18 protein-coding genes are annotated in these 14,175 nt (G+C 72.7%); all 18 read left to right on the forward strand.

Translation table 11 applies throughout. From position 1 onward, the window contains the following. Nucleotides 1–360: 360 nt before the first annotated feature. Nucleotides 361–723: a flagellar basal body rod protein FlgB gene (gene flgB, locus AB4880_RS05055; protein WP_367918119.1), complete on the forward strand. Its 363-nt coding sequence runs from the start codon at nucleotides 361–363 to the stop codon at nucleotides 721–723. Then, a complete protein-coding gene (locus tag AB4880_RS05060; protein ID WP_367918120.1) occupies nucleotides 720–1,112 on the forward strand; it encodes a flagellar basal body rod protein FlgC in 393 nt (130 codons plus the stop codon). The genes flgB and AB4880_RS05060 overlap by 4 nt, the downstream gene beginning before the upstream one ends. A 2-nt stretch (nucleotides 1,113–1,114) precedes the next feature. After that, nucleotides 1,115–1,441, forward strand: coding sequence for a flagellar hook-basal body complex protein FliE (gene fliE, locus AB4880_RS05065; protein WP_367918121.1), 327 nt, complete (start codon nucleotides 1,115–1,117; stop codon nucleotides 1,439–1,441). Between the two features lie 9 nt (nucleotides 1,442–1,450). Further along, nucleotides 1,451–3,043, forward strand: coding sequence for a flagellar basal-body MS-ring/collar protein FliF (gene fliF, locus AB4880_RS05070; protein ID WP_367918122.1), 1,593 nt, complete (start codon nucleotides 1,451–1,453; stop codon nucleotides 3,041–3,043). Beyond that, nucleotides 3,040–4,071 (forward strand): flagellar motor switch protein FliG, encoded by a 1,032-nt coding sequence (gene fliG, locus AB4880_RS05075; RefSeq protein WP_367918123.1) that lies wholly within the window; start codon nucleotides 3,040–3,042, stop codon nucleotides 4,069–4,071. Before fliF ends, fliG begins: the two co-directional genes overlap by 4 nt. Next, on the forward strand, nucleotides 4,055–4,714 hold the full coding sequence (locus AB4880_RS05080; RefSeq protein WP_367918124.1) for a FliH/SctL family protein: 660 nt from the start codon (nucleotides 4,055–4,057) through the stop codon (nucleotides 4,712–4,714). Before fliG ends, AB4880_RS05080 begins: the two co-directional genes overlap by 17 nt. After that, entirely contained in the window at nucleotides 4,711–6,027 is a 1,317-nt protein-coding gene (locus tag AB4880_RS05085; RefSeq protein WP_367918125.1) for a FliI/YscN family ATPase, read from the forward strand. Before AB4880_RS05080 ends, AB4880_RS05085 begins: the two co-directional genes overlap by 4 nt. After that, complete coding sequence (locus tag AB4880_RS05090; protein WP_367918126.1) at nucleotides 6,024–6,464, forward strand: flagellar FliJ family protein; 441 nt, start codon at nucleotides 6,024–6,026, stop codon at nucleotides 6,462–6,464. The genes AB4880_RS05085 and AB4880_RS05090 overlap by 4 nt, the downstream gene beginning before the upstream one ends. Next, entirely contained in the window at nucleotides 6,461–7,381 is a 921-nt protein-coding gene (locus AB4880_RS05095) for a transglycosylase SLT domain-containing protein (RefSeq protein ID WP_367918127.1), read from the forward strand. Before AB4880_RS05090 ends, AB4880_RS05095 begins: the two co-directional genes overlap by 4 nt. Beyond that, on the forward strand, nucleotides 7,378–8,460 hold the full coding sequence (locus AB4880_RS05100; protein ID WP_367918128.1) for a flagellar hook-length control protein FliK: 1,083 nt from the start codon (nucleotides 7,378–7,380) through the stop codon (nucleotides 8,458–8,460). Before AB4880_RS05095 ends, AB4880_RS05100 begins: the two co-directional genes overlap by 4 nt. A gap of 9 nt (nucleotides 8,461–8,469) precedes the next feature. Further along, nucleotides 8,470–8,988 carry a flagellar hook assembly protein FlgD gene (locus AB4880_RS05105; protein ID WP_367918129.1) on the forward strand — a complete coding sequence of 173 codons (519 nt, stop codon included), beginning with the start codon at nucleotides 8,470–8,472 and terminating at the stop codon, nucleotides 8,986–8,988. Between the two features lie 25 nt (nucleotides 8,989–9,013). After that, entirely contained in the window at nucleotides 9,014–9,856 is an 843-nt protein-coding gene (locus AB4880_RS05110) for a flagellar hook-basal body complex protein (protein WP_367918130.1), read from the forward strand. Between the two features lie 83 nt (nucleotides 9,857–9,939). Beyond that, nucleotides 9,940–10,215 carry a flagellar FlbD family protein gene (locus AB4880_RS05115; RefSeq protein WP_367918131.1) on the forward strand — a complete coding sequence of 92 codons (276 nt, stop codon included), beginning with the start codon at nucleotides 9,940–9,942 and terminating at the stop codon, nucleotides 10,213–10,215. Next, nucleotides 10,212–10,982 carry a motility protein A gene (locus AB4880_RS05120; protein ID WP_367918132.1) on the forward strand — a complete coding sequence of 257 codons (771 nt, stop codon included), beginning with the start codon at nucleotides 10,212–10,214 and terminating at the stop codon, nucleotides 10,980–10,982. The genes AB4880_RS05115 and AB4880_RS05120 overlap by 4 nt, the downstream gene beginning before the upstream one ends. After that, nucleotides 10,982–11,905 carry an OmpA/MotB family protein gene (locus AB4880_RS05125; protein ID WP_367918133.1) on the forward strand — a complete coding sequence of 308 codons (924 nt, stop codon included), beginning with the start codon at nucleotides 10,982–10,984 and terminating at the stop codon, nucleotides 11,903–11,905. Before AB4880_RS05120 ends, AB4880_RS05125 begins: the two co-directional genes overlap by 1 nt. Next, a complete protein-coding gene (locus AB4880_RS05130; protein WP_367918134.1) occupies nucleotides 11,902–12,339 on the forward strand; it encodes a flagellar basal body-associated FliL family protein in 438 nt (145 codons plus the stop codon). The genes AB4880_RS05125 and AB4880_RS05130 overlap by 4 nt, the downstream gene beginning before the upstream one ends. 85 nt (nucleotides 12,340–12,424) lie before the next feature. Continuing rightward, nucleotides 12,425–13,387, forward strand: a complete 963-nt coding sequence (locus AB4880_RS05135; protein ID WP_367918135.1) for a flagellar motor switch protein FliM — start codon at nucleotides 12,425–12,427, stop codon at nucleotides 13,385–13,387. Continuing rightward, nucleotides 13,387–14,172, forward strand: coding sequence for a flagellar motor switch protein FliN (gene fliN, locus AB4880_RS05140; RefSeq protein ID WP_367918136.1), 786 nt, complete (start codon nucleotides 13,387–13,389; stop codon nucleotides 14,170–14,172). Before AB4880_RS05135 ends, fliN begins: the two co-directional genes overlap by 1 nt. The last annotated feature ends 3 nt before the right edge of the window (nucleotides 14,173–14,175 follow it).

Here is a 14,175-nt window from a genome sequence, read left to right on the forward strand (position 1 = left end):
ACGCGTCACGGACCTCGGCCTCGGCGCGCAACGACGCCAGCATCGTGCTGATGCCGGTGTCGGAAGCCGCCTTGAAAGCCATACCCCCACCCCATCACAGGGGTCCGACACCAACCACCACCCCAGCGAGATACCCCTAGAAACCGGGCTTCTCGCCCGCGAACTTGCCGGAAGCGGCAATTCGCGCCGACCGATCGGACTCTCTTTTCGGGACCAAGTCCCAGCATTCCAACCTCAGGTTTCACACCCGGGGACCGATCGGCCCTTTTGAGCGACGGATTGCTCAAACCCCCCTGCCGACGGACCGGCACCCATGTCTCACCGCCCCTCGGGGGCGGTGCGTCCACAGGAGAGCGACCCGTGTCCTTCGCCACGTCCGACGCTGTCGGCTTCGTGCTGCACTCCGCGATCAACGGGCTGTCCATGCGGCAGCAGGTGATCGCGGACAACATCGCGAACGTCGACACTCCCGGGTTCCGTGCCCGCGCCGTCGACTTCGAGTCCGCGCTCACCCGTGCCATCGAGCACGGTCAGACGACCGACGCCGACGTGGCGGCGTCCGTCGCTCCGACGCAGACGCCCGTGGGTGCCAACGACAACAACGTCGACCTCCGCAAGGAGTCGATCGCGGCCATCCAGACGCAGTACCAGTACCAGATCATGGGCCGCGCGATCAGCGACCGCGACAGCCGCCTCTCCGTGATGGCCGGTGGTCAGGCATGAGCGCCTTCGAGGCCCTGCGCATCGCCAACACCGCGCTCGGCGCGCACCAGGTGTGGCTCGACGCGCTGGCCGGCAATATCGCCAACGCCAACACGGTACGGCGCACCGACCAGTCCGCCTTCCGGGCGACGTACGTCGTGTTCGACCCCCGCGCCGACGGCGGCGTCGACGTCGCCGGCTTCGCCGAGTCGAGCGCCGAGGGCCGGACGGTGTCGTCGCCCGACCACCCGCTGGCGGACGCCGACGGCTACGTGCGGATGCCCGACCTCGACATGGCCTCGCAGATGAGCCAGCTGGTCATGGCGCAGCGCGGCTACCAGGCGTCGGTGCAGGTGACGAAGTCCGCGCAGGACACCTACAGCGCCGCCCTGCAGATCGGAAACCGCTGAGCATGGAGATCACGCCCCTGCAGTTTCCGACGCTGCCCGGAATCGGCGGTACGACGGAGATCGGCTCGGTCGCGCCGTCGACGGCGGTCAAGGGCCCGACCGGCCCCGACACCGAGTTCGGCTCGCTCGTGCTCGACGGCCTCGACCGGCTCGAGGGGCTGACCGACAAGGCCGACAACCTCGCCGTCCAGGCCGCGACCGGCAAGCTCGAGAACATCCACGACTACACGATCGCCGCGAGCGAGGCGTCCGTCGCCAGCCAGCTCACGGTGTCGCTGCGCAACCGCGCGGTCGAGGCGTTCAACGAGATCATGCGGATGCAGGTCTGAGGCTGACCGATGCAGCAGCGTCTCAACAGCTATCTCACGCGCGCCCGCGAGTCCTTCGGCGCGTTCACGACGGGCCAGAAGTCCGTCGCCATCATCGGCTCGGCCGCGCTCCTCATCGCGGTCTTCCTGGTGTTCCGCTGGGTGTCGGCGCCGAGCTATTCGCCGCTCTACTCCAACCTGTCCGGCACCGACGCCAGCGCGGTCGTCGACGAGCTCGACGCCCAGGGCATCCCCTACGAGATCTCCGGGGGCGGCAGCACGATCATGGTGCCGCGCGGCGACGTCTACAGCACGCGGATCGCCCTGTCCGGCAAGGGTCTCCCGGCCAGCTCGGACGGCGGCTACAGCCTGCTCGACAAGCAGAGCCTGTCGACGTCGACCTCGCAGGAGCAGACCAACTTCAAGCGCGCCATGGAGGGCGAGCTCAGCAAGACCATCGAGGCCATCGACGGCGTCGACACCGCGGTCGTGCACCTCGCGATCCCGGAGAAGCAGGTCTTCACCGACGAGCAGAACCCGCCCACCGCCTCGGTCCTGGTGAAGACCGCGCCCGGCTCGACCCTCGACGAGGAGCAGGTCCAGGCCGTCGTCCACCTGGTCGCGTCGAGCATCGACGGCCTCGACCCGAAGAAGGTCACGGTCACCGACGCCACCGGCAAGCTGCTCACCAGCGACGGCACCGACTCCGGCAGCGGCGCCGCATCGGCGCGCAGCAAGCAGGTCAAGGAGTTCCAGGACTCGATGCAGTCCCAGATCCAGGCCGTGCTCGACCGCGTCGTCGGCCCCAACAACGCCACCACGACGGTCACCGCCGACCTCGACTTCGACAAGTCCGTCACCAACAGCCGCCAGTACGGCGTCACGGTCGGCGCCCCGCCGCTGTCGGAGTCGCTCACGAACGAGAAGTACTCCGGTCCGGCCGGCGGCCAGAACGGCGCCGCGGGCGGCGTCGTGGGCCCCGACGGCCAGATGGACCCGACGGCGACCGGCAACGGCGGCCCGTCGAAGTACACCAACAAGACGGAGACCAAGGACAACGCCGTCAACGAGACGCAGGAGCACCGCGAGACCGCGCCCGGCGCCGTCAACAGCCTGCACATCGGCGTCGTCCTCGACGCGACCGCCGCGGCCGCCGTGCAGCCGCAGGTGATCAAGGACCTGATCAGCAACGCGGTCGGCATCAAGGCCACCCGCGGCGACACGATCGACGTCACGTCGCTGCCGTTCGACCGGTCGTCGGAGAAGGCGACCGCGGCCGAGCTCAAGCAGGCCGAGGCGGCCGACGCGGCCCACCGTCGCAACGCGATGCTGCGCAATATCGGCATCGGCGGCGGCATCATCCTGATGATCCTGCTCGCCTGGCTGCAGGCCCGGCGCCGGGCCGCCGCCCGCGACGAGGCCCGTGCCTACGTCGTCGAGCAGCTCCGTGCCGATGCCGCCAGCCGCGCCGCGGCGATCGAGACCCCGGCCCTGGCCGCGCTCGAGTCGTCGGAGCGCGACGAGGAGGAGTCGCTGCGTGACGAGCTGATCGCGCTCGTCGACCGACAGCCCGACGACGTCGCCGCGCTGCTGCGCGGCTGGCTGGTGGAGCCGCGCTCATGACCATGCTCGCCGCACCCCCGTCCGCCCTGCTGTCGATGGGCATCCGCAAGGCCGCCGTCCTGCTGATCCAGCTCGGCAAGGAGCGCGCCGCCCAGGTCATGGCGCACCTGAGCGACGCCGAGGTCGAGAGCATCTCGGCCGAGATCGCCCGGCTGGACGCGGTCTCCGCGGCCGAGTCGAGCCAGGTCCTCAGCGAGTTCCACGACCTCGCGACGGCGCACGCGCACGTCACGCAGGGCGGCTTCGGCTTCGCCCAGCAGCTGCTCGAGCAGTCACTCGGCGCGGAGCGGGCGAAGGAGATCATGGAGCGGCTGCACGCGGCCGCCGTCCAGATGCCCTTCCAGTTCCTGCACCGGGCGGATCCCGCTCAGCTGCGGGGATTCATCGCCGACGAGCACCCGCAGGTGATCGCGCTCGTCCTCGCGCACATGGCCGCGGACAAGGCGTCACTGCTGCTCAGCGGACTGCCTGCCCACCAGCAGGCCGTCGTCGCGCACCGGATCGCCGTCATGGACCGCACCTCCCCCGAGATCGTCCGCACCGTCGAGGCCGTCCTCGAACGCAAGCTGTCGTCGATGCTGCAGCCCGCCGAGGTCTCCCGCGTCGGCGGCGTCGACCCCCTCGTCAACATCATCAACCGCTCGGACCGCCCGACGGAGCGCCAGATCGTCGAAGGCCTCGAGGGTCTCGACGCCGCGCTCGCCGACGAGGTCAAGAGCCGGATGTTCATGTTCGAGGACATCGTCGGCCTCGACGACCGCTCCGTGCAGCAGGTGCTGCGCCAGGTCGACACGGCCGAGCTCGCGCTCGCGCTCAAGGGCGTCAGCGACGCGGTCCGCACCAAGATCACGTCCAACCTGTCCGAGCGGGCCGCCGAGAACCTCCTCGAGGAGGTCGACCTCCTCGGCGCCGTCCGCCTCGCGCAGGTCGAGGAGGCCCAGCAGGGCGTCATCCGCACCATCCGCCAGCTCGAGGAGCAGGGCCAGATCATGGTCCGGCGCGGGAGCGACGATGAGTTCATCGTCTGACGCGAGCGCCCTGCGGCTGCCCGAGCTGCGGATCGGCGCCTGGACCCGGTACGGCGGCACGACCGTGCTCGGCGACGGCATCACCGAGTCCCTGCTCGGTGGCATCGCCGAGGAGGCACGGGAGGCCGCGCGGGCCCAGGGCTACTCGGTCGGCTGGGCCGAGGGACGACGGGCGGCCGCCGAGGAGGCGGCCGTCGAGCAGGCCGCGCGCGCCACACGCGACGCCGAGGTCGAGGCTCGGCGCGACGCCGAGCACCGGGCCGCGCTCGCCGCGCTGGGCGAGGCCGCCGAGCGGGTCAGGGAGCTGCTCGATGATCTCGCCCACGCGGTGGAGGCGCAGGCGACCGACCTCGCCTGGTCCCTCACCACCACGCTCCTCGGGCTGCAGGTCGACCGGATGGGCCCTCAGGACGTGGTCACCCGCGTCCTGCAGGTGCTCCCCCCGGCGCCGATCGGAACGGTCCGGCTGCACCCGGCCGTCGCCGCGTCGGACGCCGCGCGGGACCTGGTCGACCGCGGCCTCGAGGTCGTCGTCGACGCTGCCCTCGACTCCGCCGACGCGGTGGTCGAGGGCAGCGACGGCTCCGTCGTCGACCTCCGCATCGCCGAGGCGATGGCCCGCGTCCGGGAGGTCTTCGGATGAGCGCCGACCTCGCCCTCCGCGAGCGCCTGCTCGCCGCGGCCGCACCGCTGCGGCTCGGCACGGTCAGCGAGCTGGTCGGCCTGCAGCTCGAGGTGCGCGGGATCCCGGAGGCCGCCGTCGGCGACCTCCTCGAGGTCCGTACGACGCACGGCCCGCTGCTCGCCGAGGTCGCCGCCCTGCGCCCCGGCGCCGCGATCTGCCTTCCGCTCGGCACCACGACCGGCGTCCGCGTCGGCGACACCGTCCGTACGACGGGCGGCCCGCTGCAGGTCCAGGTCGGCGCGGCCCTGCTCGGCCGGGTCCTCGACGGCCTCGGCCGGCCCATCGACGACGGCCCGTCCCTCGACGGGATGCCCGGCATGGAGCGGGTCTCCACCGAGCACGCCGCCCCCAACGCCCTGACCCGACCGCGGATCACCGAGCCGCTCGGCCTCGGCGTCCGCGCCCTCGACGCGCTCGTGCCCGTCGGTCGCGGCCAGCGGATCGGCGTGATGGCCGGCTCCGGCGTCGGCAAGTCGTCGCTGCTGTCGATGATCGCCCGCGGCACCGACGCGGCCGTCAACGTGATCGCCCTCGTCGGCGAGCGCGGCCGCGAGGTGCGCGAGTTCCTCGACCGCGACCTCGGACCGGAGGGCCTGGCCCGCTCGGTCGTCGTGGTCGCCACCTCGGACGCGCCGGCCGTCGAGCGGCTGCGCGCGGCCTTCACCGCCACCCGGATCGCGGAGTGGTTCCGCGACCAGGGACGCGACGTCGTCCTGATGATGGACTCGCTGACCCGGGTCGCGATGGCGCAGCGCGAGATCGGCTTGTCCGCGGGCGAGCCGCCGGCCACGCGCGGCTACCCGCCCAGTGTCTTCGGCCTGCTGCCGCGGCTCCTCGAGCGCGCCGGCACCTCCGCCGACGGCTCGATCACCGGTGTCTACACGGTCCTCATCGAGGGCGACGACCTGCAGGACCCGATCGGCGACACCGCCCGGTCGATCCTCGACGGCCACGTCGTCCTCTCCCGTGAGCTCGCGACCGGCGGCCACTTCCCGGCGATCGACGTCCTCGAGTCGATCTCGCGCGTGCACGGCGCCGTCACCACGCCCGAGCAGCGCCAGGACGCCGGCCTGCTGCGGCGGATGCTCGCCGCGCACCGTTCGGTCCGCGAGCTCGTCGAGATCGGCGCCTACGTCTCCGGCGCGGATGCCGACGCGGACGCCGCCCTCGCCCGCCTCCCCCGCATCGAGGCCTTCCTGCGCCAGGACCTGGACGACGTCACGCCACGCGCCGAGACCTGGAACCAGCTCGCCGGGGTGGTCGCGCCGTGACCGCCCGCACGCATCCCGACGACCGGGGACTCGCCGCCGTGGCACGGGTCCGCGGCGTCCGCGAGACCGACAGCCGGATCGGCCTGCAGCGCATGCTGATGGAGGAGAGCGCCGTCCGGGGGCGCCTCTCCTCGCTCGAGTCGTCCGTCGCGGCCATCGAGCCGGCCGGCACCGTCCCGGTCGGGGAGCTGGTCGCCCAGCGCACCGCGCTCGCCGGAGCCGCCGTCCTGATCGGCGAGACCCGGGACGCCGTCGCGACCGCCGAGGTGGTCAGTGCCGAGGCGCGCGCCCGGTGGGCGAGCGACCGCTCCCGGCTGGCCGCCGTCGAGCACCTCCTGGAGCGGCGGGCCGCCCGTCGCCGTACCGAGGCCGACCGGCGGGAGGCCTGTGAGGCCGACGATCTCGCCGCCCAGCGCTGGCAGCGAGGCGCGCGATGAGCGTCGACGCGGTGACCGCACGGATCACCGAGATCCAGGCGCGCCTCGCACAGTTCGCGCCGACCCGGACGACGGCGTCGTCCGGCGACTTCTCGACCACGCTCGCTGCCGCCACCGGCGACCCGACCTCGGGCGCGGTGACCGGCGAGGACGTCGTCACCGAGGCCCGCAAGTACCTCGGGCTCCCCTACGTCTGGGGCGGCACCGACCCGAAGAAGGGCATGGACTGCTCCGGGCTGGTGCAGACCGTCTACAAGAGCCTCGGCTACGACCTGCCGCGCGTCTCGAACCAGCAGGCGCAGGCCGGCACGGCCGTCGCCGGCATGGCCGACGCCAAGCCCGGCGACCTGCTCGCGTGGGACAACTCCCGCCGCAACGACGGCGTCGACCACATCGCGATCTACATCGGTGGCGGCAAGATGATCGAGGCGCCCCGCACCGGCCTCGACATCCGGATCGTCGACGTGCCGTCCACCCCCGACGTGATCCGCCGGATCATCCCGAGCACCCCGGGTGTCATGGGGCGCGCGGCCGCGAGCGGGACGCCGTACGGCGACCTGATCAACGCCGCGGCCGCGCGGACCGGCGTCCCCGGCAGCCTGATCGCCGCCGTCGCCCGCCAGGAGTCGGGCTTCGACCCGCGCGCGGTCAGCAAGGCCGGCGCGCAGGGGCTGATGCAGCTGATGCCCGGCACCGCCCACGGACTGGGCGTGAAGAACCCCTTCGACCCGGCCCAGGCGATCGACGGCGGCGCGCGGCTGCTGCGCTCGCTGCTCGACCGGTTCGGACGGACCGACCTGGCCCTCGCGGCGTACAACGCCGGGCCCGGGGCGGTCAGTCGATACGGCGGCATCCCGCCGTACCCGGAGACGCAGCGGTATGTCCGCAACGTCATGGCGATGGCAGGTATGGCATGAGCATCACTCCCTCGCTTCCCGGCACGCCCTCGCTCGCGACGCTGCTGATGCCGCTGCCGGGGCAGCTGGCCGGGCTGCTGCCGGAGCTCCTGGCGGACGGCGACCCGTCGGCCGCGCTGCCGGAGGACGGCGAGACGCCGGCCTCGTCGTCCTTCGAGGACGCGCTCGCCGCGGCCTTCGCGGTCGTGCCCGCGCCGGTCCTGCCGACGCCGGTCGCGCCGGCTGCTCCGACCGCTCCGACCGCTCCGGCTGCGGTGGCGGCTCCCCCGCACCACCTGGTCACCGCTCGAGCACTGCCGGCCGATGCGACCACGCTTCCCGATGCCGCGGCGCCGTCCGCACCGGGTGTGCCTGCCGCGGCTGCGTCGGTGCCGCAGGAGCGGCCGGCCACGCCGGATGCTCCGGCGCCGGCGAGCCCCCCGCTCCCGCTCGTCACCGCGACGACCGCGCCCCCGATCGTGTCGGCCGGCCCGAGCGAGCCGGACGTCGAGCTGTCCGTCGTGCGCCAGGTCTTCCCCGAGGTGACCCAGCTCGTCGCGACCACGCCCACCGACCGGCCCGGCACGCACCGGATCACGTTGACCCTCCAGCCGGAGCAGCTCGGCGAGGTCCGGGTGACGCTCGTCGTCCGCGACGGCAGCGTCCACGTCCGCCTCGCCGGCGAGTCCGACAATGCGGCCGTGCACCGGGCGCTCGCGACCGGAGCGCCCGAGCTGCAGCGGATCCTGGAGCGGTCCGGGGCGACCCAGGCGCGGGTGCTGGTGCGCGAGGTGACGGCCGTGCCGTTCACGGTGAGCGCCAACGCATCGGCGTCCCCGACCGCGTCGCCCGTGACCGCGCCGCAGGCGCCCGCGCCGACGAGCGCTCCGCAGCCGGTCACCCCGTCGCAGGACCCCGGCGTGAGCGCCGATCCGGGCAGCCAGAGCCACCAGAGCCACCGGCAGCAGCAGCGCGACGAGCAGCCGCCTGCGCGCTCGATGCCGGCGCCACCCGACCTGCCCGACGTCCCGGGTGCACCGGGCGGCACCGAGATCCGAACCACCCCGACGGCAGCCGGTCAGCTCGACCGGAGCCTGTGAGGAGAGCCCATGCCGATCAGTCCCACCGACGGCGTCGCCAGCGCCGCCGCCGCGCCGTCGTACGGCGTCACGTCCAATGCGGGCAGCACCAGCAGCACCAAGGGCTTCGGTGACCAGAAGGTGTTCCTCGAGCTGATGGTCGCGCAGATGCGCTACCAGGACCCGCTCAACCCCACCGACTCCTCGCAGTTCATGGCGCAGACCGCCCAGTTCACCGCGCTGGAGAAGATGCAGGCCGTCGCCGACCAGACCGCGATGCTGCTCAGCACCCAGCTCGCGTTCGGCGCGAGCTCGATGATCGGCCAGACCGTGCGCTGGTACGACGACAAGGGCGTCGAGCAGAGCGGGAAGGTCCAGGGCACGACCTACCTGGCGTCCGGTCCCGTCCTCAGCGTCGACGGCAACCACGTCCCCATCGCCGACGTCATCAGCGTCGGCGACGCCCCCACCGTCCCCGCGCCGACGAGCGGCAGCAGTGGCGGCAGCACGTACGTGCCGCCGAGCGGCACCCCCACCAAGACCGCCTGATCCCACCCCCCGCTAGGAGACACTCATGCTTCGCTCGCTCTTCGCCGGCATCTCCGGCCTCCGCGTCAACCAGACCATGCTCGACGTCACGGGCAACAACATCGCCAACGCCAACACCACCGGCTTCAAGGCCAGCACCACGGTCTTCTCCGACACCCTCAGCCAGATGCTGACGGCGGCGTCGGGCGGCAACGCCGACCGCGGCGGCACCAACCCGATCCAGATCGGCCTCGGCGTCCAGCTGGCCGCGACGTCGACCAACTTCGGCCAGGGCTCGGCCCAGCTGACCGGCCGCCCCACCGACGTGATGCTGCAGGGCGACGGCTTCTTCGTGCTGCGCGACGGCGCCGAGAACGTCTACTCCCGTGCCGGCGCCTTCACCTTCGACCAGACCGGCGTGCTGGTGGCCCCCAACGGCATGCGGGTGCAGGGCTACGCGCTCGACGCCGCGGGCCTGCCGACCGGCGGCCTCGTCGACGTCGACCTGAACATGCTGGCGCTGCCGCCGGGCGTTTCGCTGACGTCGTACTCGATCGCGGCCGACGGCAAGGTCCGCGGCGTCTTCTCGGACGGCGTGCAGCGCGACGTCTGCCAGCTCGCCGTCGCCGACTTCAACAACCCGATGGGCCTGGAGAAGATCGGCGACACCGCCTTCCGCGAGTCCGCCAACTCCGGCGCCGTGCAGCTCGGCGTCGCGGGCCAGGGCCAGCGCGGCCAGATCATGGCCGGCGCGCTGGAGATGTCGAACGTCGACCTGTCCGCCGAGTTCACCAACCTGATCCTCGCCCAGCGGGGCTTCCAGGCCAGCTCGCGCGTCATCACCACCAGCGACCAGGTGCTCGAGGAGCTCGTCAACATCAAGCGCTAAGAGCGGCCCGCAGGGGGCCGATGAGGACGTCGGAGAGCCACGGACGGCCCTCCTGATCAGTCCACGCACATGGAGGTGCCGCGGTGATCTCGTTGACCCGACTCTCGGGGACCACCTTCCTGCTCAACGCGGACCTCATCGAGCGCGTGGACTGCACGCCCGACACGGTCGTCACTCTCGTCGACGGCACGAAGTACCTGGTCTCGGAGTCCCTCGACGAGGTCATCGCGGCCGTCGTGGACTACCGCGCGGCCATCGTGGCGCGCTCCGGCCTGCCCGACGCAGCCACCCTGCCGCCCGTCAGCCCGCGACCGGCCACCCGGCTCGCCGCCGTACCCCCGCGAGGAGTCACGCCGTGAAGGACATCGCCACGCCGCTCGGCATCGCGCTGGGCATGGTGATCATCGTCGCCGCCAACGTGCTCGAGGGCGGCAACCCGATGAGCCTGCTGCTCCTTCCGCCGATCCTCCTCGTGCTCGGTACGACGGTCATGGTCACCGTCGCCGGCGGCACGATGAGCGACGCCAAGGCCGCCGCCGTCAACGTGAAGCGGGCGTTCACCGGCGCCGTCCAGCCGGCCGACGAGCTGGTGCCCCAGGTGGTCACGCTCGCCGAGCGGGCCCGCCGCGAGGGCCTCCTGGCGCTCGAGGACAGCCTGCGCGAGATCGACGACCCGTTCCTCGTCAAGGGCGTGACGATGGCGATCGACGGCACCGACCCCGAGGACGTCCGCGAGATCCTCGAGGCCGAGCTGCGCGCCAAGCGCCGCGACGACAAGCAGGCCGCGAAGTTCTTCGGCGACGCCGGCGCCTACGCCCCCACCATCGGCATCATCGGCACGGTCATGGGCCTGGTCCACGTGCTCGAGAACCTCGCCACCCCCGACGAGCTCGGCCACCTGATCGCCGGCGCCTTCGTCGCCACCCTGTGGGGCGTCATGTCCGCCAACGTGATCTGGCTGCCGATCTCCAACCGGCTCAAGCGGATCGGCGAGCTCGAGTGCGCCCGGATGGAGGTCGCCATCGAGGGCGTCGCCGCCATCCAGGCCGGCGCCAACCCGCGCCTGGTCGCCGAGAAGCTCCGCTCCCTCCTCCCGACGGGCACCGCCGAGCGCGAGGCTGCCTGATGTCCCGCCGTCGACACGAGGAGGAGCACGAGGAGCACGACGAGGGCAAGGAGCGCTGGCTCGTCACCTACGCCGACATGGTGACGCTGCTGATGGTGCTCTTCATCGTCATGTTCGCGATGTCGACGGTGGACGAGAAGAAGTACGAGCAGCTCAAGGAGGGCCTCGCGGTCGGCTTCGGCCGGCAGCAGTCGATCCTCGACGGCTCCAACACGGCGACCAGCGACCAGGGCGCGAGCCAGGCGGGCGCGTCGTCGTACGAGATGCTGCTGGCGCAGGTCCCGACCGCCCAGCGCACGACGGTGACCAAGATCCTCGAGGAGTCCGACCGGCTGCGCCGCGAGCGCTCGTACGGCGACGCGCAGGTCGAGGTCGAGCGGCTGCTCAAGGTGTGGCGCAAGATCGACAAGGCGCTGCGCCACCAGGGCCTGCGGGACGACGTCCGCGCCGACATCGACGAGCGTGGGCTCGTGGTCAGCCTGGTCTCGCAGCACGTCGTCTTCGAGCCGAACGTCGCCGAGCTGACCGACCGCGGTCGCCGCGTCGTCGACACCATGGCGCCGGTCCTCAAGGACCTCACCGAGCCGATCGAGCTCGACGGCCACACCAACCAGGAGAAGGTGAAGCCGAAGTACTTCCCCACCGACTGGGAGCTCTCCCTCGCTCGCGCCGCGCACGTGCTGCGCCGGCTCGAGGAGGTCCACGGGATCCGGGCCGGGCGGCTGCGCGCCACCGGCTTCGGCCACACCAAGCCGCTCGTCGACCCGGCCCTCGCCGGATCGCAGCGGGTCAACAAGCGGGTCGACATCGTGATCCTGAGCCAGGCGCCGGCCGAGACCCGGGCGCTGCTCGGCGAGGCCTTCCACGCGCTCGGCGAGAACCTCTCCGCCGCCCATCTCACCCTTCAGGAGGACCGACCGTGAGCACCACCCTGACCGCCCCGGCCGCCGTCGCCGAGGCCGCACCGGCCAAGGGCGGCCGCACCCGCAAGCTCGGCATCGTGGTCGTGCTGGTCGCGGTGCTCGCCGGCGCCGGCTGGTTCTTCGTGCTCAAGCCGGGCGGCGAGACCGGCCCCAAGCCGGGCGAGGTCGTCACCCTCGACTCGATCCAGGTCAACCTCGCGGCGGGCCACTACCTGCGCCTCGGCATGGCGCTGCAGATGACCGAGAAGGCCACGCAGACCGACGGCAGCAAGGCGCTCGACGCGGCGATCGGCGTCTTCAGCGGCCTCCCGGTCAGCCAGGTCGACCAGGCAGCGTCGCGGGAGAAGCTGCGCAAGACCCTGGAGAAGCTGCTGCTGGAGCGCTATCACGGCGAGGTGATGGGCGTGTACTTCACGGAGTTCGTCACCCAGTAGCGCCCGCGCCGACCCCCGCACCCGGGACCCCTCCCGGGACCCTCCGTAGTCCGTTGTGACCACGGCCCCCTGACCGTCCGGACGAGTGGCGACCCCTCAGATCGCGTCGTACGGCGACGATGGGCTCGTCGTGACCCCCCAGCGGCCGCGCCGCCGACCCCGCACGGCCGAACCGACGCCGTACGACTTCCGGCGGCCCATCCAGCTCTCCCGCGAGCACCAGCGCACGCTGCAGCTCGGCTTCGACGGCTTCGCGCGCCAGGCGACGACCGTGTTCACCAGCTCGCTGCGCACGGTGTGCACCGTGACGCTCGCGGGCATCGAGCAGCGCACCTACGCCGAGTACGTCGACAGCCTCGGCCCGTCGACGTACATGACGCTGTTCTCGGCCGACCCGATGCCCGGCACCGGCGTGCTGGAGATCCCGCTCTTCGCGACCATGTCGTGCATCGACCACATGCTCGGCGGCCCGGGCTCGGACGAGCAGCCGGACCGGCCGCTCACCGAGATCGAGGACGGCGTGATCCGCGGCCTGGTCGAGCGGCTGCTCGGCGAGATGCGCTACTCCCTCGACGCGATCGTGACCCTCGACCCGACCGTCACCGGCATCGAGTACAGCCCCCAGTTCGCGCAGGTCGCGAGCGCCGCCGACGTGATGGTCGTCGTCGCGCTGGAGCTGCGGATCGGCGAGCGGGCGCACCGGATGTCGATCTGCCTGCCGTTCACCGGTCTGCTCCCCCACCTGACCAATGCCACCGGCAGCGGCGCGGTCTCCGACCGCGAGCGCGCGCAGCGGGCGAAGTCGGCGCTGCTGCTGCAGGAGCAGTTCCAGCGGGTGCCGGTCTCGGTGGCCGTGCGCTTCCGGCCGATCACGCTCGACCCCGGCACGCTCGCGGCGCTCGAGCCCGGCTCGATGCTGCGCCTGACCCACCCGTCGTCGGCCCCGCTCGACGTCACCGTCGCCGGCAACACCTTCGCCCACGCCACCCCCGGAGCCCGCGGCCAGCGTCTGGCCGCGCTCATCGTCACCACGCCCGAGGAGTCCTGATGTCCGTGCTCGACCCGACCCTGCTCGCCGAGGCCGTCGCGGAGGCGGCCGCGGCCGTGCTGCCGGCGGTCTCGCCGCTCACCCCGGCCCCGGCGCAGCCCGGTTCGCCCCATGTCACCGCGGCGTTCGCGGGCGGCGCGATCGCCGAGCTGGACGGCGGCGTGCCCGGCGCGGTCGTGATCCTGGTCGGCACCGAGCTGGTCGCGGCCCTGGCGGCGAGCCCGCTGGGCGACCTCGAGATCTCGGCCGCCGTCCAGCCCGCGCTGGACGCCGCGGCGCTGCGCCTCGGCGGCCGTGCCCGCGGCGCGCAGAGCCTCGACATCGACGTCGAGGGCTTCGACATCTCCGCCCTGCTGGGCGGCGCGTTCAGCACCATCCCCCTCATCGGCACCGGCATCGCGGCCGCCGTCCTGATCCCCGAGGCGACGCTGGCCGGCGCCCGCGAGCCGATCACCGAGGCCGCGGCGAGCGCGATCGCAGCCGCGGTCGAGGAGCCCGAGCCCTTCGTGCCGGCGTTCGGCGTCGCCGCGCCCGCGCCGCGGGGCCTCGAGCTGCTGCAGGGCGTCGACATGGAGGTCACCGTCGAGCTCGGCCGGACCCGGATGACGGTGCGCGACCTGCTCGCGCTGACCCCGGGCGCCGTCCTCGAGCTCGACCGCGCCGCCGGCAGCCCCGCCGACCTGCTCGTCAACGGCCGCCTGGTCGCGCGCGGCGAGGTCGTCGTCGTCGACGAGGACTTCGGCCTGCGGGTCACCGAGATCCTCGACGCGAACGCCGCGGTCTGAGGA

This window comes from Nocardioides ginsengisoli (assembly GCF_039537225.1).
GTDB lineage: Bacteria > Actinomycetota > Actinomycetes > Propionibacteriales > Nocardioidaceae > Nocardioides > Nocardioides ginsengisoli.

What these genes read in the sequence shown, in the direction of transcription:
- fliG (WP_367918123.1), top strand. Translation starts at nt 3,040, where the DNA reads ATGACCATGCTCGCCGCACCCCCGTCCGCCCTGCTGTCGATGGGCATC.
- AB4880_RS05085 (WP_367918125.1), top strand. Translation starts at nt 4,711, where the DNA reads ATGAGCGCCGACCTCGCCCTCCGCGAGCGCCTGCTCGCCGCGGCCGCA.
- AB4880_RS05100 (WP_367918128.1), top strand. Translation starts at nt 7,378, where the DNA reads ATGAGCATCACTCCCTCGCTTCCCGGCACGCCCTCGCTCGCGACGCTG.
- fliN (WP_367918136.1), top strand. Translation starts at nt 13,387, where the DNA reads ATGTCCGTGCTCGACCCGACCCTGCTCGCCGAGGCCGTCGCGGAGGCG.
- AB4880_RS05095 (WP_367918127.1), top strand. Translation starts at nt 6,461, where the DNA reads ATGAGCGTCGACGCGGTGACCGCACGGATCACCGAGATCCAGGCGCGC.
- AB4880_RS05125 (WP_367918133.1), top strand. Translation starts at nt 10,982, where the DNA reads ATGTCCCGCCGTCGACACGAGGAGGAGCACGAGGAGCACGACGAGGGC.
- AB4880_RS05105 (WP_367918129.1), top strand. Translation starts at nt 8,470, where the DNA reads ATGCCGATCAGTCCCACCGACGGCGTCGCCAGCGCCGCCGCCGCGCCG.
- AB4880_RS05060 (WP_367918120.1), top strand. Translation starts at nt 720, where the DNA reads ATGAGCGCCTTCGAGGCCCTGCGCATCGCCAACACCGCGCTCGGCGCG.
- AB4880_RS05080 (WP_367918124.1), top strand. Translation starts at nt 4,055, where the DNA reads ATGAGTTCATCGTCTGACGCGAGCGCCCTGCGGCTGCCCGAGCTGCGG.
- fliE (WP_367918121.1), top strand. Translation starts at nt 1,115, where the DNA reads ATGGAGATCACGCCCCTGCAGTTTCCGACGCTGCCCGGAATCGGCGGT.
- AB4880_RS05110 (WP_367918130.1), top strand. Translation starts at nt 9,014, where the DNA reads ATGCTTCGCTCGCTCTTCGCCGGCATCTCCGGCCTCCGCGTCAACCAG.
- fliF (WP_367918122.1), top strand. Translation starts at nt 1,451, where the DNA reads ATGCAGCAGCGTCTCAACAGCTATCTCACGCGCGCCCGCGAGTCCTTC.